Source organism: Rhodovulum sp. HP10 (assembly GCF_047553435.1).
Taxonomy (GTDB): domain Bacteria; phylum Pseudomonadota; class Alphaproteobacteria; order Rhodobacterales; family Rhodobacteraceae; genus Rhodovulum.
The window spans coordinates 2887229-2904396 of sequence record NZ_CP180201.1 but is presented as its reverse complement, the minus strand read 5'-3'; the positions used below and the strand labels follow the sequence as shown (position 1 = coordinate 2904396).

The 17168-nt window shown below is 67.5% G+C and carries 17 protein-coding genes; 6 read left to right on the top strand and 11 right to left on the bottom strand.

Annotated features, from left to right (window positions below; genetic code table 11):
- Nucleotides 1-71: 71 nt before the first annotated feature.
- The 3 genes from ACK8CO_RS13690 to ACK8CO_RS13680 are packed head-to-tail and all read right to left on the bottom strand — an operon-like array spanning nt 72 to nt 8518.
- The gene (locus ACK8CO_RS13690) at nt 72-4829 is read right to left on the bottom strand and encodes a PAS domain-containing protein (protein WP_414896967.1); all 4758 of its coding nucleotides are present in this window, start codon (nt 4827-4829) and stop codon (nt 72-74) included.
- Nucleotides 4826-7393 (bottom strand): EAL domain-containing protein, encoded by a 2568-nt coding sequence (locus ACK8CO_RS13685; RefSeq protein ID WP_414896966.1) that lies wholly within the window; start codon nt 7391-7393, stop codon nt 4826-4828. Before ACK8CO_RS13685 ends, ACK8CO_RS13690 begins: the two co-directional genes overlap by 4 nt.
- Complete coding sequence (locus ACK8CO_RS13680) at nt 7394-8518, bottom strand: TRAP transporter substrate-binding protein (RefSeq protein ID WP_414896965.1); 1125 nt, start codon at nt 8516-8518, stop codon at nt 7394-7396. It abuts the gene before it with no gap.
- A gap of 321 nt (nt 8519-8839) precedes the next feature.
- On the opposite strand from ACK8CO_RS13680, the gene ACK8CO_RS13675 reads away from it, so the two are divergent.
- Entirely contained in the window at nt 8840-9463 is a 624-nt protein-coding gene (locus ACK8CO_RS13675; RefSeq protein ID WP_414896964.1) for an exopolysaccharide biosynthesis protein, read from the top strand.
- 115 nt (nt 9464-9578) lie between these two features.
- Here ACK8CO_RS13675 and ACK8CO_RS13670 read toward each other — a convergent pair whose 3' ends face one another.
- From ACK8CO_RS13670 to ACK8CO_RS13655, 4 genes are read right to left on the bottom strand one after another with little or no spacing between them, the layout of a single operon-like run.
- Nucleotides 9579-9719, bottom strand: a complete 141-nt coding sequence (locus ACK8CO_RS13670; RefSeq protein ID WP_075783052.1) for an entericidin A/B family lipoprotein — start codon at nt 9717-9719, stop codon at nt 9579-9581.
- 45 nt (nt 9720-9764) lie between these two features.
- Nucleotides 9765-11591, bottom strand: coding sequence for a sensor histidine kinase (locus ACK8CO_RS13665; RefSeq protein WP_414896963.1), 1827 nt, complete (start codon nt 11589-11591; stop codon nt 9765-9767).
- The gene (locus ACK8CO_RS13660) at nt 11588-12136 is read right to left on the bottom strand and encodes an RNA polymerase sigma factor (protein ID WP_080618078.1); all 549 of its coding nucleotides are present in this window, start codon (nt 12134-12136) and stop codon (nt 11588-11590) included. Before ACK8CO_RS13660 ends, ACK8CO_RS13665 begins: the two co-directional genes overlap by 4 nt.
- 2 nt (nt 12137-12138) lie before the next feature.
- Nucleotides 12139-12291, bottom strand: coding sequence for a NepR family anti-sigma factor (locus ACK8CO_RS13655; protein WP_231119141.1), 153 nt, complete (start codon nt 12289-12291; stop codon nt 12139-12141).
- A 119-nt stretch (nt 12292-12410) separates the two neighbouring features.
- Between ACK8CO_RS13655 and ACK8CO_RS13650 the strand changes: the two genes are divergently transcribed.
- A complete protein-coding gene (locus ACK8CO_RS13650) occupies nt 12411-13229 on the top strand; it encodes a response regulator (RefSeq protein WP_080617346.1) in 819 nt (272 codons plus the stop codon).
- 128 nt (nt 13230-13357) lie between these two features.
- Here ACK8CO_RS13650 and ACK8CO_RS13645 read toward each other — a convergent pair whose 3' ends face one another.
- On the bottom strand, nt 13358-13528 hold the full coding sequence (locus tag ACK8CO_RS13645; RefSeq protein ID WP_080617347.1) for a DUF1328 domain-containing protein: 171 nt from the start codon (nt 13526-13528) through the stop codon (nt 13358-13360).
- 201 nt (nt 13529-13729) lie between these two features.
- Between ACK8CO_RS13645 and ACK8CO_RS13640 the strand changes: the two genes are divergently transcribed.
- Nucleotides 13730-14059 (top strand): DUF883 family protein, encoded by a 330-nt coding sequence (locus tag ACK8CO_RS13640; protein WP_080617348.1) that lies wholly within the window; start codon nt 13730-13732, stop codon nt 14057-14059.
- Nucleotides 14059-14421, top strand: a complete 363-nt coding sequence (locus ACK8CO_RS13635; protein ID WP_414896962.1) for a hypothetical protein — start codon at nt 14059-14061, stop codon at nt 14419-14421. The genes ACK8CO_RS13640 and ACK8CO_RS13635 overlap by 1 nt, the downstream gene beginning before the upstream one ends.
- Before the next feature lie 46 nt (nt 14422-14467).
- Here the strand turns inward: ACK8CO_RS13635 and ACK8CO_RS13630 are convergent, their stop codons facing one another.
- Genes ACK8CO_RS13630 through ACK8CO_RS13620 form a run of 3 tightly spaced genes read right to left on the bottom strand, consistent with a single transcriptional unit; the run spans nt 14468 to nt 16314 of the window.
- The gene (locus ACK8CO_RS13630) at nt 14468-15562 is read right to left on the bottom strand and encodes a 5-(carboxyamino)imidazole ribonucleotide synthase (RefSeq protein WP_414896961.1); all 1095 of its coding nucleotides are present in this window, start codon (nt 15560-15562) and stop codon (nt 14468-14470) included.
- The gene (gene purE, locus ACK8CO_RS13625) at nt 15555-16043 is read right to left on the bottom strand and encodes a 5-(carboxyamino)imidazole ribonucleotide mutase (RefSeq protein WP_414896960.1); all 489 of its coding nucleotides are present in this window, start codon (nt 16041-16043) and stop codon (nt 15555-15557) included. The genes ACK8CO_RS13630 and purE overlap by 8 nt, the downstream gene beginning before the upstream one ends.
- 52 nt (nt 16044-16095) lie before the next feature.
- Nucleotides 16096-16314, bottom strand: coding sequence for a YdcH family protein (locus tag ACK8CO_RS13620; RefSeq protein WP_080617352.1), 219 nt, complete (start codon nt 16312-16314; stop codon nt 16096-16098).
- Between the two features lie 156 nt (nt 16315-16470).
- Between ACK8CO_RS13620 and ACK8CO_RS13615 the strand changes: the two genes are divergently transcribed.
- Both ACK8CO_RS13615 and ACK8CO_RS13610 read left to right on the top strand, forming a co-directional pair.
- Complete coding sequence (locus ACK8CO_RS13615; RefSeq protein ID WP_080617353.1) at nt 16471-16884, top strand: Hsp20 family protein; 414 nt, start codon at nt 16471-16473, stop codon at nt 16882-16884.
- A gap of 11 nt (nt 16885-16895) precedes the next feature.
- Nucleotides 16896-17123 carry a DUF1150 family protein gene (locus ACK8CO_RS13610; protein ID WP_080617354.1) on the top strand — a complete coding sequence of 76 codons (228 nt, stop codon included), beginning with the start codon at nt 16896-16898 and terminating at the stop codon, nt 17121-17123.
- Nucleotides 17124-17168 lie beyond the last annotated feature (45 nt).

The following is a 17168-nucleotide window of genomic DNA, read 5'->3' as shown; positions in this document are numbered from 1 at the left end:
GCCCAGCCGCCGGGAAGGGAAGCGCCACCGCAGAACGGACCGCCCCCCAGGGCAGGCCTGCGGTCGCCCGCTCAGGCGCGCTTCTTCAGATCGGCCCGCGCAAAAGCGAGGAAGTCATCCTCCGAGAGCGGGTAGGAGAAAAGATATCCCTGAAAGACGTTGCAGCCGATGCTGCGCAGGATCCGGGCCTGTTCCTCGGTTTCCACCCCCTCGGCCACGGTGGCGATGCCCAGCGTCTCGGCGATCTCGATGATGGCCCGCACCAGATTGCGTGAGCGCATGTCGCAGGCCACCGGGCGCACGATCCGGCGATCGATCTTCAGCGCCTGGGGCGCGATCTCCATCACTCCGATGATCGAGGCATGACCCGAGCCGAAATCGTCGATCTCGATGTCGATCCCGGCCTCGCGGATCTGATCGAGATGGAACCGGAAGGCATCGCTTTCCTCCTCGACAAGGATCGATTCCAGCAATTCGAAGGTGACCCTGGTGCCGCCGCCGCCCATCGAGCGCGCCAGCGAGACCACGTCGGGATCATGCATCCGGCCCGAACTGACATTGAAGCTGATCTTGGGCAGAACCAGCCCCTGGCTCTGCCAGCGCTCCAGCGCGGAACGCGCCTTGCGCATCATGATCCGGTCGATCTCGGGCACGATCCGAAGCTGCTCGGCGACATGCATGAAGTCGTTCGGGCAGAGCAGGCCCTTTTCGGGATGACGCCAGCGCAGAAGCGTCTCGGCTCCGACCAGATGCCCGTCCTCGGCCGCGATCTGGGGCTGGAAGAAGGGCACGAATTCGTCCCGCTCCAGCGCCTCGTGCAGTTCCACGGCGATGCGGCGGTCGTTGAGGATGTTCCGATGCAGATCGGCGGTGAAAAACTCCATCCGGTTGCGCCCGCCGGCCTTGGCCCGGTACAGCGCGGCATCGGCGAAAAGCTGCAGCTCGGCCCCCATCTCGCTGACATCCCCGGTATGGGCGATGCCGAAGCTCGCGCCGAACCGGCAAAGCCGCCCCTCATAGGTCAGCGGCCGGCTCAGCACCTTCTGCACCCGTTCGACCACCTCGCGCGCATTGTCCTGATCCATCCCCGCACCGAGCAGGATCGAGAACTCGTCGCCCCCGATGCGGGCGACGAAATCGACCGAGCGCAGCACCCGGCGCAGCACCTCGGCCACCCGGATCAGCACCCGGTCCCCGGCCTCATGGCCCAGCGTGTCGTTGACATATTTGAAATGGTCGAGGTCGATCCGGATCAGCACGCAGTCGCGCGGCCCCTGCCCCGCCCGCGCCGCCTCGATCCGGGCGTTCAGCACCCGGTCGTAAAACCGCCGGTTGGGCAATCCGGTCAGTCCGTCATGCAGCGCCTGCCGCTCGTTCTCGGCCCGCATCTCCTCGGCCAGCTGATGGGCCTGACGAAGCTCGGCCTCGCGCTGAACATCGCCGGTGACGTCATGCAGCGCTCCGGCCCAGAGGATGGTGCCGTCCTCCTGACGACGCGGCGCCGAGGCCCCCGACAGCCAGATCAGCCCGCGCTCCGGATGGCGGATCCGGAACCGCTGGCTCCAGAGCGTGAGATCGCGGGCGCTGTCCTCGATACTGTCGAGCACACGCGGCAGATCCTCGGGATCGACCCGCAGCAGGACATCGCCGCCGCGCCTGTCTAACTCTTCGCGGGTGAGGCCCATGATGTCCTCGAATTTGGGCGTGGTATAGGGGAAATCGATGCTGCCATCGGGCTGGCGTCGGAATTCGTAAAGCCCGACCGGCGCGATCATTGCCACCGAACTCAGCCGCTCATGGGCACGACGCACCTCCTCGGCCGCGTCAGAGGCGCGGCGCTCGGCCTCCAGACGGTCGGTGATGTCGAAGACATTGCCATACCAGACCACGGCCCCGTCCTCGCGCGAGAAGGGCAGAGACGCGACCAGCAGCCAGCGGAAGCCGCCCTCGGGCCGGCAGACCCGCAGCCGCATCTCGAAGGGCGTCAGCCCGCGTCGCGAGGTCGAGATCGCCTGACGCAGGGCATGGATGTGCTCGGGATCGACCCGGGTCATGAGCGCGCGGGCATCGGTCTCAATGTCCGCCCGGCTCAGCCCCATCAGGCCGGGAAGCTTGGCGCTGAAGTAAGGCAGGTCGAACTGGCCGCCCGACGAAATGCGAAAGACGAAAAGGGCGCCGGGGGCGTTGTCGGCCAGGGTGTTCAGCCGCTCGCTGGCAAGCCGGGCGACCTCGGCCGCCTCGGCCAGGCGGCGTTCGTTCTCCTTGACGTGGTCGATGCTGACCAGCGCGCCGGCGATCAGGTCGGGTTGCCCCGCAGCCGACCGGCGGACCCGCCGCGCAACCGCGCGGTACCAGTGATACGAGCCATCCGCATGCAAAAGCCGGTGTTCATGGGCATAGGTCTCGGAGCGCCCGTCCAGCAGGTCGTGCATCAGGGCCACCGCCTCGGCGCAGTCCTCGGCGTGGATGAGGCCGCGCCAGCAGCCGTTCCGGTGCGGAAAGGCCCCCGGCGCATAGCCCAGAAGGCCATAGGTGCCATCGGGGATCCAGCCCTCGCCGGTGGCCGGACAGACCACCCAATGCGCAATCCCGCTGCACAGCGCCGATGTGCGCAGCATCTCCTCGCGGGTCTGGGACTCGATCCGGGCGGTTTCGGCGGCAACCAGCGCCTCGGAAAGCCGCGTCTCGTTCTGCTTCTGCCGGTCGATGCAGGTATGGGCGCCCGCGACCAGCGGCGGCAATCCCTCGCCGGACCGGTCGATCATCCGGGCGACGGTGCGATACCAGTGATACGACCCGTCCTTGTGGCGAAGCCGCTGATCGCGGTCATAGACCTCGGCCCGGCCTTCCGTCACCGCCCGCATGGCCGCAGTCGCCGCCGGAAGGTCGTCGGGATGGCACAGCGCGCGCCAGCCGGCATCGTCGGGCACGAATTCGGCCGGCGCATAGCCGAGAAGCTGAAACCCCTCGTCTGTCATCCAGGCCTCGCCCCGCGCGGCGCAGATCGACCAGGCGCCCATCTCGCCGCAAATCGCGGCCGTGCGCAGCATCTGCTCGCTCGCCCGCGCCTCGTTCCGCGCCGTTTCGGCGGCGGCCAGAGCCTCGGCCAGCCGCGCCTCGTTCGCCTTGAGCGCGGTAACCTCGGTCAGCGTGCCGCAGATCATGGCGGGCAGCCCCGAAGCGTCCCGGTCGAGCCAGCGCGCCTTCGAGGAGACCCAGCACCATCCGCCGTCGCCGCGCCGAACCCTGAACTCGACCGAGATCGACTCGAGCTGGTGCCGGTAAAGCGCATCGACCCGGCCCAGCGCCTCGGGGGCGTCCTCGGAATGGATCAATTCACGGAACTCGGCGGCGGTGAAGCGGCGGCCGGGGGGATAGCCCAGCATCGCGGCCAGGTGATCGTCGGCCCGAAACAGCCCGTGCGAGGGAACCGCGTGCCAAGGAACGACATTGCTGTATTCGGTCGACACCCGGAGGATCGTGGCCTGCAACTGCTGCTTGACCCGCGCCGCCTCGGCCTCGTCGCGGGCCTGACGCGCGACCTCCAGGGCATGGGCAAGATCCTGTTCATGGGTCTTGCGGGGGGTGATGTCGCGGCTGATGCCGCAGACCAGCGGCGGCAGGCCGACCTCGGTCATCGATACCATCCGGGCGGTGGTCTCGAACCAGCGCCAGGTCCCGTCTGCGGCGCGCAGGCGGCAATCGATATGCATCAGCTCGGACGCGCCCGAGACCAGCGCATCCATCGCAAGGCGGGCCGCCTCGGCATCCTCGGGATGGACCAGATCGCGAAACCCGCTGCGGCTGGTATCGAGGGCGCCGGGCGCGTATCCCAGCGTCCTCAGGCAGGCCTCGTCCAGCCAATAGGTCCCGACGACCGGATCGAAAGTCCAGTGCCCGAACCCCGCACCTTCGGCGGCGATCCGTATGATGCCTTCGGTCTTCGCCGCCTCCGTGCGGACAAGCCGCGCCTCGAAAAGCGCGTGCTGCAGTTGCGCCTCATGGGCCTTGTGATGGGTCACATCCGAGAGCACGCCGCAGAAGACCGGCCGCAGCCCCGGCCCCGGCTCGACCCGGCTGCTGGTCGCCTCCACCCAGAGATAGCGGCCATCGCGGTGCCGCAGACGGCAGTCGATCCGGATACTCGCTTCCTGGCCCCGGATCAGCTGCGTGACCACGGCGCGCATGGCCGGACGGTCCTCGGGATGAACCCGCGCCCGAAGCCAGGCAGAAGAGATCTCGCCCCCGTCAGGGGTATGCCCCAGCATCGCCAGCAGGCCGTCGGCGACCCAGAACCGGCCGCAATCCGGATCGAAAGACCATTCGGCCAGGCCGGCAGCCTCGGCCGCGCGCTGCAACACCGCCCGGTGGCGCGACAGACAGGGCCGCTGCCCTGCGAGGTCAGCCGACCAGGCGGCGCCGGGCTTCGAGGCCATGACCGGGTCGACCTGCACCAGCACCGCCTCGCCCTGCTTTCCTGCCAGCGCGGTGAGACTGCAATCGAGCAGGCGCAGCGCTCCGCCTCCGGTCACGAAACAGCCGCGGAAGCGGAGCCGGGCCGCGCCGTCGCGCCCGATCCCGGCGCGGGCGCGACGAAGCCGCCCGACCTGGCGCGCGGCCAGCAAGGCCGTGTCGCCAAGCCCGGCCCAGTCCCCGACCGGGCGCTCGAGCAGCGCGGCAGCGGCAGCGTTCGCCGCCAGCACGGTGCCGTCGCGCGCGGTTGCCCAGGCGGGGGCTGCCATCAGCGCGACCAGATCGGCCAGATCAGCCAGATCACCGGAGAAAGGCGCAGACGCCTCCTTCGGCTTGCCCCGGGCGCGTCGGCTCATGCCACCCCCCGCCCGCGTCGCAGACTGGCTTTCGCCAGCCCGGCGATGACCTCGGCCTGCCCCGGACGGCCGAGATAGAAGCCCTGCGCCTCGACGCAGCCCTCCGCCGTGACCGAAGCCAGCTGTTCGGCCGTTTCGATCCCCTCGGCCGTGACGCCGATATCAAGGCTCGCACAAAGCGAACAGACCGCGCGCACAATGGCCGCCGCGCTTGGATCGTTCTCCAGTTCGCGCACGAAGGAGGCATCGATCTTGACCTTGTCCAGCGGCAGCACCCGCAGGTAGCGCAACGAGGAATAGCCGGTCCCGAAATCGTCGAGCGCGATCCGCACCCCCATCTTGTGCAGCGCGTCGAGGGTCCCGAGCGTCTCTGGCCCCTGATTGAGCAGCACGCCCTCGGTGATCTCGACCTCAAGCCTGCGCGGGTCGAGCCCCGACGCCGCCAGCGCGGCACGCACATCCTCGATCACCCCGACACGATGGACCTGGACCGGCGAAAGGTTGACCGCGACCCTCAGATGGGAAGGCCAGGTCGCGGCATCGGCGCAGGCCATTTCCAGCGCGCGGGCCCCGAGCGGAACGATCAGGCCCAGTTCTTCGGCCATCGGCACGAATTCGGCGGGCGGCACCCGGCCACGCACCGGATCGATCCAGCGCATCAGCGCCTCGGCCCCGACCAGCTCGCCCGAGGCGATGTCGAAGAGCGGCTGGTATTCCATCACGAACGCGTCGCTCAGCACGGCCTTTCGCAGGTCCTGTTCGAGCTTGTGCAAGGCGCGCTGCCGCTCGCTCATGTCGGGATCGAAGAACTGGCACCGGCCCCGGCCCGCCGCCTTCACCGCGTAAAGCGCGAGATCGGCACTTTTCAGGACATCGGCAGTGCAGGCGCCATCGCCCGGAGCAAGCGCAATGCCGACGCTGCCACCGATGCGCACGGTGTTTCCCTCGATCTCGAAGGGCGAGGACAGCAGCGCGATGATCCGCTCGCCAAGCCCGCGCGCGCCCTCCGGCTGCACACAGCCACGCTGGATCACCGCGAATTCGTCGCCGCCGAAACGGGCCACGGTATCGGCATCGCGCACGGCCCAGCTGAGCCGCGCCGCCACCTGCCGCAGCAAAGCGTCACCGATGCTGTGGCCCAGCGTGTCGTTGACATTCTTGAACCGGTCGAGGTCGATGAACAGGACCGCAGCCGGACACTCGGCCCCGGCCTCGGCGATCGCGCGATCGATCTCTTCGCTGAAGGCGCGCCGGTTGGGCAAGCCGGTCAACGGGTCATGGCGCGCCAGGTGACGGATATTGGCTTCGTGGCTGACCCGTTCGGTGATGTCCTCGGCGATCATCATCCAGCCATCGGGCGTGGGTTGGATGATGACCGAGACGCTCCCGCCCGCCCGCAATTGCCAGGTGCCGGTCGTCTGATCGCCCCGGGCCACCTTGGCGGCGATGCCGGCGGCGAACGCGCCGGCCCCCTGCCGCCCCGTATCGACCCGTGCGGCCAGCCGGTCGAGCAGATCGCGCTGGGCAATGCCGGGGACGCAATCGCCGGGGGAGAGGTCGAAGATCTCGGCCAGGGCCCGGTTCGAGACGGCGACCCGGCCCAGCTTGTCGATCATGCACAGACCGAGCGGCATGTTGCGCACCGATGCCGCGAGGATCTCACGCTGCAATTCGAGATCGGCGGCAAGGGCGCGGGTCGCCAGCACACTGTCGTGAAACGCCGCAGCAGCCTCGGCGAGAATGCCGATTTCATCGGTCCGGCCCGGCAGAACCGGCAGAATGGCGGTGTCTTCTCCCCGGGTCAGCCGCCGCATCGCCGCGCTGATCGCGAGGAGTGGCCGACTGACCCTGCACGTCACCCAGCGCATCGCCAGAAGCGCCGCCCCGAGCCCGGCCAGAAGCGCCCCGAGGGTCAGGGCACGGGCGCGTTGCCAGCCGCGCTCGACCGCGGCCGAGATCTCGGCCGCTTCCGCCCGGACGACCTCGATCAGGTCGTTCACACTGCGCCGGGCATCGGCCTCGGCCACGCGGACACCGGTCTGCATCGCGGCCTCGGCCTCGGCCAGGGCGCCGCGTTCGTAAAGCAGACCGACCCCGTCGAGTGCGGCCAGATATTCCAGCCAGGCCGCCTTCAGCGATTGTTCGATCGCTTGGGCGCGCGGCCCGATCCGGAGCCGGTCGAGCCCTTCGATGCCGGCCAGAAACCGCGCGGCGGCGCGGCGCATTTCACGGTCGATCTCTGCGGCCTGCCTGAAATCCGTGACCTGCACCCGACGACGCGCCAGAAGCGCATGGGCGTCGAGCGCGATCTCTATCTCGTTGACCGCCAGCAGTTCTGGAAGGGCCACATCGCGCATCTTGAGCGAGACCGCGGTCACCGCCCCGATCTGGCCGAGGCTGAGGGCCCCGAGCGCGAGGATCAGCGTCAGGAAGGCGGCCGCAGCAAGCCCGAGCCCGTTCAGGATGCTGCTTTCACCGCCGCGCAGGACGGATGCCGGCCCGCCGCCTCCTGCGTCGCTGTCGCGTGACCGCTGCGTCGCGGACTGTTCCAGGTCGTTCTCCATCTATTGCAGGAAGCTCAGATGGCGCCACGTCCGGCGGTCGGCGCGAAACTTCGCGAGCGACGCGTAGACCCGGGCAAAATTCGGATTGAGCCGGGATTCCTCGGCCACGACCGCCCACCAGGCGGATTCGAAGGCCACCAGCATCGCGGCCGGCCAGCGACGCAGCTCGACCCCTTCGGCCGCGATTGCCCGCAATGCCTGCGCCTGCAACGCCTCCCCCTCGGCGAGGCTTTGCATGACCATATCGCCGCAGCCCGCCTCAAGGATTGCCTTGTGATGGTCCGGAAGCTCGGACCAGACCGATTGCGGGATATAGAGATTGACCGTGGCCAGAGGCTGGTGCCAGCCGGGAAAATAATAATATTTCAGAAGTTTATGCAATCCGAGCCGCGCATCTATCGCCGGAAGCGAGAATTCCGCCGCATCTATCCTGCCGGTTTCGAGCGCCTCGAAAAGCTGCTCGGGTCCGACAGCGACAACCTCGGCGCCGAAGCGCTGCATTACCTTGGCCCCGAGACCGAAGAACCGCATCCGCATTCCGGCGAGATCGTCCACCGACGTCATCTCGTGCGGGAACCATCCCGATGCTTCGGACGGAATGACGCCGCAGAGGATGTTGTGAACGTCATAGGCGCGGTACAATTCGCGCGCGATTTCGCGCCCACCACCGTAGAAATACCAGGCCAGATACTCGTCGATCGTGGGACCGAAGGGCATGCTTGCGAGCAGACCGAAGGCACTGTCGCGTTCCGTATACCATTCGGCGGCCGCGAGGGCGCCGTCCAGGGCACCACGGTTCATCGCGGCGATGGTATCGAGCGCCGGAGCGGCCGCACTCGGCGAGGTGATCGACAGCAGCAATGTATCCCCCGACATCCTCTCGACATGTTCGGCCAGATCCAGCGCCGTACGGCCGAGCACCGGCATGTTGACGGGAAAGAACGAGCCGATCCGGAGATGCACCGGCCCGGGCATGCCGCCTTGCAGGTCGCCCGACACCGCGCCGGTCGGCTGCGCCCCGGCCGGACCGGGCGCCAGCACCGCCCCGAGCAGCAGACCCAGAGCGCACAGGGCTGACAGCACCGGTCGCAAGGGCATCGGGACTGGCGGAAGGGGGTTGGGCATCGCTCTCTCCAGACATGTCGTCCCTTTCCTGACGCAGGGTCAACAACGGCTCGAATTTGGGCATCAGGACTGAAAGCGTCCTTAAGGGAAACGGTGTCCTGCCTGTGGCCAAGCCCGGCCAATATTGCGGTTTTCGTTCAAAAGAGAGCTATCGAATGACCGTGAACGAATCGAAAACATCTGTCGCGCCGCGACGGGCAGGCTCACCCCGCTTCGGCGAGCGCGAACGAAACCGCGGCTCGCACGTTGAGGGCGGGGGAAGACCGGGCACGCAGCGCCGGCCGGAAACCGCCCCTTCACCGCGGCAGCCAAGAGGACCCCATGGCCCAACCCGAAGAGTTTTCGCAAGACAGTGCAGGCGCGATGCAGGAGACGCCGGTTTCGGCGGTTCTCGACGCCGTCGATCAGGCGGCGCAGGGCGACCGGCTGTCCGTCAGGCGCATGTTCGAAGCGCTGGGATCGGTCTCGTTCCTGCCGCTGCTGCTGGCCCCGGCGCTTGCCGTGGTCTCGCCGCTGAGCGGCATTCCCGGGTTTTCGAGCCTCTGCGGGATCAGCATCGCGCTGATCGCCGGACAGATGCTTGTCCGGCGCCGCCATCTCTGGGCGCCCGGCTGGCTGATGCGGCGCGAGATCCGTGCCGACCGCGCCCGTTCGGCCGTCGGCTGGCTGCGCCGCCCGGCGGGCTGGCTGGAATGGGCGGCGCGGCCGCGGCTGAAATTTCTGGTCACGCCGCCGCTGGTGGTCCTGCTCCAGCTGCTTTGCCTCTTCGCCGGCCTGGCAATGCCGTTTCTGGAACTGGTGCCGTTCAGCTCGTCGCTGCTGGGCATGGCCGTGGTCATCCTGTCGGTGGCGATGCTGGCACGCGACGGACTTCTGGCCCTGATCGGCATGGCGCCGTTCGCAAGCGCGCTCGCCGTGATCGTCGGGGTGCTGGAATGGGGATGAGGACCGGACGCCCCGAACCGGGGATGGCTGCCCTGCCCGCAGTAAAAAGGCGTCCGGAGCAGACCGGACGCCTCTGGCAGAAACGAAAGGCGGGCCTGGGCCCGCCTTTCGTCGGTCAGTTCTGAGCCTCGCGCGCCTCTTGCGAAATCGCGCCACCGGCCGATTGGATATCCTTGCCTGCGCCCTCTACGGTCTCGCAGGCAGCAACACCGAGAAGGGCGGCGGCGGACAGGCAGAAAACAACGATACGGGTCATGGAACCTCCTGTGTCAATCATGGCAGCTCAACGCCCCGGCCGCGTTCAGGTTCCCTCGGAAACGCCGCCGGATGCGGCTTCTTCCTCCGCCTCGGCGTCGTCCTCCTCGGGCGAGGCCCCCATCGGGGCAAAGGTCACATGAAGCTCGTAGCGGTCGGGTTCGGAATGCACCTCGAATTCGGCATCGAGCTGAGCCGCGAAGGAGGAGATGAGCTGCCGGCCCATGCCCGAACTGTCCGCGACGCTGCCATCCACCGGGCCGGGATCGGACTCCTCGCTGCGGGAATTGACCACGCTGAGGCAGATCCGCCCGTCCTCGAGCGTCTGCAGCGCCATGGTGATCCATGCCGGCTCGCCGTCGGGCGGCGTCCCGCAATACTTGACGGCATTGATCGCGGCCTCGGTCGCAAGAAGCGACAGCGGGACCGACTGATCGGGATTGACCTCGACGGGGCTGAACTGGGTGGCGATCTTGACGCTCTTCTCGGCGCCACCGATATCGCTGACCACGACCAGCTGGCGGATGATGTCGTCGAGCAGCCTGTCGGCGCGAACCATCGACAGCTTACGGGCCATGTAGAGATAGCGGTGGATCGCGGCAAGCGCCATCACCCGGTCCTGCACCCGCTTCAGAAGGCGCCGCGCCTCGGCGCTGCGGGCATTGCGGATCTGCATGTTCATCAGCGAGGTGATAAGCTGGAGGTTGTTCTTGACCCGGTGATGAACCTCTTTCAGCAGGATCGTCTTCTCGGCCAGATCCTCCTCGAGCGCGCGGTCCTGTTCGGCCAGGCGCCGGGTCATGCTGCGGAAGGCCTCGGCGACGACTTCGAGCTCATGCGGGGCGTGATCGAGCCGGGCCTGACCGAAATCGGTATGTCCGCTGGCATAGAGCCGCATCCAGCTCTGCAGCCGCTGGATGTGACGGATCACCAGCCGGTGCACGGCGAAATAGGCAACGACGATACCCGCCACCCACATCAGGATCGGAAAATAGAGCGCCAATGCCCGGCCTGTCATCGGCATCGAGTTGTTGCGGTCGGGCGCCCAGCTTCCCATCACGAAAATGCGGTCGTCGATGACCGGAACCACGGCGAAATCGCGGGTCTCGCCAAGCCGGTTGGTGCCGCGGAAGGACTGCCGTCCCGCCTCGGCGAGCGCCTCGAGGCTATGCTGGCGCGGCAGCACCTCTTCGAAATTGTCGGGCGGCCCGCCCTCCTCGCGCGCGGCCGCCTCGGCGGTGAGGAATTCGCCATCGCGGTCGAACACCAGAAGATCGACCTCGGCCCCGCCGTCATCGAGCGTGTAATAGGCCGCGGCATAGGGCATCGAGATCACCACGAAGCCCTGCAGGACCGTCTCCTCGTAGACCGGCACGCTCACCCGCACGACCCGGGCGCCCTGCAGCGGGACGCTGAACCGGGTATCGACCCGGGGCTCCGGATCGCGCAGCAGATTGAGGAAGTAGGCCTGATCGACGATGCTGAGACGTTCGCCGCTCGACGAGCAGGTGATGCTGCCATCGGGCTCGACGAAACCGGCGAAGAGATAGGTCGGGTTGTCCTTGACCAGCCGCGCCATCACCGCGTCGCAGGAAATGCCGCCGCCTTCGAACACCACATTGGCCGCGGCAACCGAGCGGGCCGCGCCGAAGGCCTCCTGGATCAGCGCCTGGGTCCGCACCGCGGCGCGCTGGGTCCGGTCCATGAGCGCCACGCCCGAAAGCCGTTCTGTCTCGTGCAGGACCTTCGAGGTCTGCGACACCGAGATCAGCCCCAGCGGCAGCATGGCGACGGTCAGGGCACCGATCAGCCAGAGCGCCAGGCTCTTGGTCAGACGGCGCGTCGAAATGCGCGCCTTGAGAGTATCGGTCATGCAGGTCGCTTGGAGGAAAGACCGGCCAGCGTCACCGCATCGGTCATCGCCAGATCATCGTCATCGTTCAGATGCATCAGCTCGGCCAGCCGCACCCGGGCCCTGTTGACCCGGCTCTTGATGGTGCCCACGGCACAGCCACAGGTCGCGGCGGCCTCCTCGTAAGAGAAGCCTTCGGCGCCGACCAGGATCAGCGCCTCGCGCTGCTCGTCGGGCAGCTTGACGAAGGCGACCTTGAAGTCCTCCAGCGCAAGCCGGCCGTCGTGATGCGGTTTTTCCGACAGATGCGCGGCAAGCGCGCCATCCGGGTCTTCGACCTCGCGACGCCGCTTGCGATGCATCGAATAATAGGTGTTGCGCAGGATCGTGAACAGCCAGGCCCTCAGGTTCGTACCGGGCTCGAACTTGTCGAAATTGCTCCAGGCCTTGACGATCGCATCCTGCACCAGGTCATCGGCCGTCGCCGAATTGCGCGTCAGGCTTAGAGCAAAGGCCCGCATCGCCGGAAGATGCGTCACCAAGTCTTCCCGGGGGTCCGAAGCCACGCTCACGTATCGCCACCCTTGCCATTGCTGCCATTGGACGCCTCGCTGCCAGTGCCGCGCAGCTGCTCGAGCAGCTTGAGGAAGCGGTCCGGGACCTGTTCCTCCACGGCTTGCGCGTAGACGCGCCGCAAATTGTCGTCGATTTGCTCTTCCATGCGACCCCTACGGTCCTTGTGTTCCATTCCGGTCGGCCCGCCCTAACTTTCAGACTGCGGAACCAAACGCGGGTGATTGCGTTCGGTTCCCATGAGACATTGTTTTTTCGAGGTCGCGCATGACGCATGCACCACATTCTGACGATCTTTCCCGGGTGATCGGGTCGGAACTGCCCTATCTCAGACGCTACGCGCGGGCGCTGACCGGCAGCCAGACCAGCGGCGACGCCTATGCGATCGCAACACTCGAGGCGATCCTTTCAGATCGGGAGGTCTTCGAACAGGGGCTGCCGCCAAAGGTCGCGCTGTTCAAGGCATTCAACCGCATCTGGGGGTCGTCGGGCGCGCCCCTGAGCGAGTCGCAGCCCGCTTCGGGCATCGAGGCGCAGGCGCAGTCCCGGCTTGCGGGCCTGACCCGCAACACCCGCGAGGCCCTGCTCCTGCATTCGATCGAGGCGTTCACGACCGAGGAGGTCGGCGCGATCATGGGCCTGCCGGGCAGCGAGGCCGAACAGCTGATCCGGATCGCCCGCGACGAAATGGCCCGCAGCATTTCCGGGCGGGTGCTGATCATCGAGGACGAGGCGATCATCGCCATCGACATCTCGGCCATCGTCCAGGGTCTGGGCCATGAAGTGACAGGGATCGGCCGCACCCGGCGCGGTGCCGTCGATCTGGCGAAGAAGACCCCGCCGGATCTGATCCTTGCCGACATCCAGCTGGCCGACAAATCCTCCGGGATCGACGCAGTCAACGACATTCTGGCCGAACTCGGCGACCGGCCGGTGGTCTTCATCACCGCCTTCCCCGAACGCCTGCTGACCGGCGAACGGCCGGAACCCGCCTTCCTGATCTCGAAACCCTATACAGAGGACCAGGTGCGCTCGGCGGTGAGCCAGGCGATGTTCTTCTCGAGTACCGAGACGCTCGGCGCCTGAACGCCGTCCCCTGGGGCGGGCGTCAGCGGACAGCTCTGAAACAGTCGACCCCGCCGGGTTCCCCGGCGGGGTCTTTGGTGCCGTCCGCGCGAGCCTGCGGACGGCGTGCAGCCTTCGTCCTTCTCATGTTACGGCGTACGGCCCCTGAGTGCCCGCGCGACCAGCGCGACGACGAAGAGGACGAGGAAGACGAAGAACAGGATCTGCGCGATGCCGGCCGAGGCCGAGGCGATACCCCCGAACCCGAAGGCGGCGGCGATCAGCGCGACGACGAGAAATACCAGTGCCCAGTAAAGCATCTCTTGGTTCCTTTCATGTCCGGTTGTGTTGACCCAACGTCGAACGGGCAGAGTGGTTCCCGACCGATGCAGGGGGCCTCTCGCAACCGTGATCGTTCCGAGAGCGGCACGATCATTCCGGTGCGGACGGAACCCCGCCCCGCAGCCGGACGTTTCCTGCGCTGAGATGCAGCAGACGCATCAGCAATAAGGAGGCCAGTGATGGCACAATCGGCAGAGAAACGGAACGACAGCAACGCCAGCGTTCAGGATCTCGAGGTCCAGATCGAGGCCCTGAAGGATGACATCGCCCAGATCGCCCGTACCCTGGGCGATCTGAGCGAGGCCAAGAAGAACGACATGCGCGATACGGTGCAGCGCCGGGCCGCCGAGCTGCGCGAACGCGGGGAAGCGACGGTCGCCGGGGTCCAGGACCGCGGCGCCGAGCTGGGTGAACAGGCGGCCGATGCGGTGCGCCGTCAGCCCGCCGCCGCGATGGGCATCGCCGTCGGGCTGGGCTTTCTGGTCGGGCTGATGACGGGCCGCCGCTGATGTTCTCGCTGCCGCTCGACGAGGCCGAACGCCGGGCGCGGGCCTTCTCGCACCGGCTGGCGCTCGGCACCGCAGGCAGCTTGTGCGCGGGCGTCGGATGCGCCTTCCTCACGGTGGCGGCCTGGCTCGTGCTCAGCGCCGGTCACGGGGCGGTCTTTGCCGCCACCGTGATCGGCGCGGTCTATCTCGGGGCGGGGCTGATCCTCTGGGGCCTGAGCCTGCGCCCCCGCCAGCCCAGACGGGTCGAGGCGCCGGCCGATCCCTATGGCCCCTTCATCCACATGGCCGAGGGCTTCGCCGCGGGGCTCGAGGCCGGGCGCGCCGCCCGCAGCCCCGGCAGAAAGGGCCGGGCGCGCGACTGACCGCTTGCCCCCGGCCCCGGACCCGGACCCGGACCCGGTCAGGCGGTCACGCGCCGGCCGGGCCGGTCCAGCGGTTCGCATGGCCCATCTTGCGGCCCGCGCGCGTCTCGGACTTGCCGTAGAGATGCAGCGCCACCTTCGGATCGGCGGCCAGATCGGGCACACGGTCCATGTCCTCGCCGATCAGGTTCTCCATCACGATATCGGAATGGCGCGCCCCGTCGCCAAGGGGCCAACCCGCCACGGCACGGATATGCTGCTCAAACTGGTCGATGACACAGCCGTTCTGGGTCCAGTGACCGGAATTATGCACCCGGGGCGCGATCTCGTTGACGATCAGACCGGCCTTCGTCACGAAAAGCTCGACCCCCATCACCCCGACATAATCGAGCGCGTTCAGGATCCGCCCTGCCAGCAGCACCGCATCGGTGCGTTGCGCCACGCTCAGCGGCGCGGGCACGGTCGTCGTCCGCAGGATGCCATCGCTATGGATATTGGCCCCCGGGTCGAAACAGGCGACCTCGCCCGAGACGCCGCGCGCCGCAATCACCGAAATCTCGGACGAAAACTCCACGAACCCCTCGAGGATCGCGGGGGCGCCGGTCATCCCGGCCAGCGCCTCGGGGCCGTCCTCGGGCGCCATGATGCGGGCCTGGCCCTTGCCGTCATAGCCGAAGCGCCGGGTCTTGAGGATCGCGGGCGCCCCGATCTCGGCCAGCGCCTCGGCCAGATCGACCTCGTCATCGACCGCGGCGAAGGGCGCAGTCGCGAGCCCCAGACCGTTCAGGAAGGATTTCTCGACCAGCCTGTCCTGGCTGACGGCCAGCGCCTTCCGGCCCGGACGGATCGGCACCACGGCCTCGATCGCATCGAGCGCGGCGGTGGGGATGTTCTCGAATTCATAGGTGACGACATCGACCGAGGCGGCGAAACGCGCCAGCGCCTCGGTATCCTCGTAGGGTGCGGTCGTCACGAGCGCGGCGACCTGACCGGCGGGCGGCGCGGGCGCGGGGTCGAAGACGTGACAGCGAAACCCCAGCCGCGAGGCCGCGACCGACAGCATCCGGCCAAGCTGGCCGCCGCCGAGAATGCCGATGGTGGCACCAGGGGCGAGGCGGGCGGAAACGCGCGGCTCACTCATCGGCGGGCACCTCGGGGATCGAGGCCGAGAGATCGGCGCGCCAGCGCTCGAGCCGCTCGGCCAGCGCCGGATCGTTCAGCGCGAGGATGCCCGATGCCATCAGCCCGGCATTGGCAGCCCCCGCCGCCCCGATCGCCATGGTCGCGACCGGAAAGCCCTTGGGCATCTGCAGGATCGAATACAGGCTGTCGACGCCCGAAAGCGCCCGGGTCTGGACCGGCACGCCGATCACCGGCACCCGGGTCTTCGAGGCCATCATGCCGGGCAGATGCGCGGCCCCGCCCGCGCCCGCAATAATCACCTGAAGGCCGCGCCCGACCGCGGACTTGCCATAGTCCCACAGCCGGTCCGGGGTACGGTGGGCCGAGACGATCCGCGCCTCGTAGGGGACCTCCAGTGCGTCCAGGATGTCGGCTGCCTGCCTCATCGTGGACCAGTCCGATTGGCTGCCCATGATGATGCCCACTTTCACGTCGCCCATGCGGTTCGACCCCCTCGTTTTTGCGAGCGGGCACTATAGACGTGTGCGGCCGCTACGCAATGATGTCGGGGGTCAGCTGATCCTCGATCAGCGCGATCCGGTCCTTCAGCGACAATTTCTGCTTCTTCAGGCGCTTGATCGTGAAGCTGTCGCCGGTTCCCTTTTCCTGCAGAGCATGGATAGCGTCGTCGAGATCGCGGTGCTCGCGCCGCAGAACCTCCAGTTTGACGCGCAGGACCTCTTCGGATTTCATCTCGCTGGCGATGTTCATCTGGTTCCCGGGGACTGAGTCGCTGCAGTTGCTTCAAGTGTTAACATAGCGGGCGAATGGCCTTGCGGGAAGCCGCTCCGGCTCCCATATCCTGGGTCGGACCGCCGCGGATGCGGGGTCCCGGAAATTCCAGGTCGCTTGTTCAAGGACTTGCCCATGACGAAACTCACCCTTGGCTCTCACCCTTTCCTTCTGGGCTTCGAACAGCTCGAACGCCTTGTCGAGCGAACCGCCAAAACCGGAAACGAAGGCTATCCGCCCTTCAATATCGAACAGACATCCGAAACGGGCTACCGGATCACCCTGGCCGTGGCGGGCTTTCGCGAAGGCGATCTTGCGATCACGGTCGAGGACCGGCAGCTGGTGATCCGCGGCCGTCAGGCCGAGGAGGGCGCCGAGCGGATCTTCCTGCATCGCGGGATCGCGGCACGGCAGTTCCAGCGCAGCTTCGTGCTGGCCGACGGTGTCGAAGTCAGCGGCGCAACCATGGAAAACGGCCTGCTGCATGTCGATCTGAACCGGGCGGTGCCCGAAAGCGTCGTACAGACGATCCGGATTTCCAGAGCGTGAGGTAAACGGTCATGAATGTGAACCACGATCCCCTGCCCGATACGGACGAGCGCATCGTCTATGTCCGGGCGGTCAAGGTGGCCGAGCTGCCCGAGGAACTGCAGCGCCAGGCCCCCGATCTGGACAAGCTTTACGCCGTCCACGACGCGAATGGCGACCGGCTGGCGCTGGTGCGAGACCGCAAGCTGGCCTTCATCCTGGCGCGCCAGAACGACATGGCCCCGGTCAATGTGCACTGACAAGGCACACTGACGACCTTCCCGGATCCGGCAGGGCGCGCCGCC

What these genes read in the sequence shown, in the direction of transcription:
- ACK8CO_RS13655 (WP_231119141.1), bottom strand. Translation starts at nt 12,291, where the DNA reads ATGGAAGAGCAAATCGACGACAATTTGCGGCGCGTCTACGCGCAAGCC.
- ACK8CO_RS13680 (WP_414896965.1), bottom strand. Translation starts at nt 8,518, where the DNA reads ATGCCCAACCCCCTTCCGCCAGTCCCGATGCCCTTGCGACCGGTGCTG.
- ACK8CO_RS13645 (WP_080617347.1), bottom strand. Translation starts at nt 13,528, where the DNA reads ATGCTTTACTGGGCACTGGTATTTCTCGTCGTCGCGCTGATCGCCGCC.
- ACK8CO_RS13630 (WP_414896961.1), bottom strand. Translation starts at nt 15,562, where the DNA reads ATGAGTGAGCCGCGCGTTTCCGCCCGCCTCGCCCCTGGTGCCACCATC.
- ACK8CO_RS13690 (WP_414896967.1), bottom strand. Translation starts at nt 4,829, where the DNA reads ATGAGCCGACGCGCCCGGGGCAAGCCGAAGGAGGCGTCTGCGCCTTTC.
- ACK8CO_RS13610 (WP_080617354.1), top strand. Translation starts at nt 16,896, where the DNA reads ATGAATGTGAACCACGATCCCCTGCCCGATACGGACGAGCGCATCGTC.
- ACK8CO_RS13620 (WP_080617352.1), bottom strand. Translation starts at nt 16,314, where the DNA reads ATGAACATCGCCAGCGAGATGAAATCCGAAGAGGTCCTGCGCGTCAAA.
- ACK8CO_RS13685 (WP_414896966.1), bottom strand. Translation starts at nt 7,393, where the DNA reads ATGGAGAACGACCTGGAACAGTCCGCGACGCAGCGGTCACGCGACAGC.
- purE (WP_414896960.1), bottom strand. Translation starts at nt 16,043, where the DNA reads ATGGGCGACGTGAAAGTGGGCATCATCATGGGCAGCCAATCGGACTGG.
- ACK8CO_RS13650 (WP_080617346.1), top strand. Translation starts at nt 12,411, where the DNA reads ATGACGCATGCACCACATTCTGACGATCTTTCCCGGGTGATCGGGTCG.
- ACK8CO_RS13675 (WP_414896964.1), top strand. Translation starts at nt 8,840, where the DNA reads ATGGCCCAACCCGAAGAGTTTTCGCAAGACAGTGCAGGCGCGATGCAG.
- ACK8CO_RS13615 (WP_080617353.1), top strand. Translation starts at nt 16,471, where the DNA reads ATGACGAAACTCACCCTTGGCTCTCACCCTTTCCTTCTGGGCTTCGAA.
- ACK8CO_RS13635 (WP_414896962.1), top strand. Translation starts at nt 14,059, where the DNA reads ATGTTCTCGCTGCCGCTCGACGAGGCCGAACGCCGGGCGCGGGCCTTC.
- ACK8CO_RS13640 (WP_080617348.1), top strand. Translation starts at nt 13,730, where the DNA reads ATGGCACAATCGGCAGAGAAACGGAACGACAGCAACGCCAGCGTTCAG.
- ACK8CO_RS13665 (WP_414896963.1), bottom strand. Translation starts at nt 11,591, where the DNA reads ATGACCGATACTCTCAAGGCGCGCATTTCGACGCGCCGTCTGACCAAG.
- ACK8CO_RS13670 (WP_075783052.1), bottom strand. Translation starts at nt 9,719, where the DNA reads ATGACCCGTATCGTTGTTTTCTGCCTGTCCGCCGCCGCCCTTCTCGGT.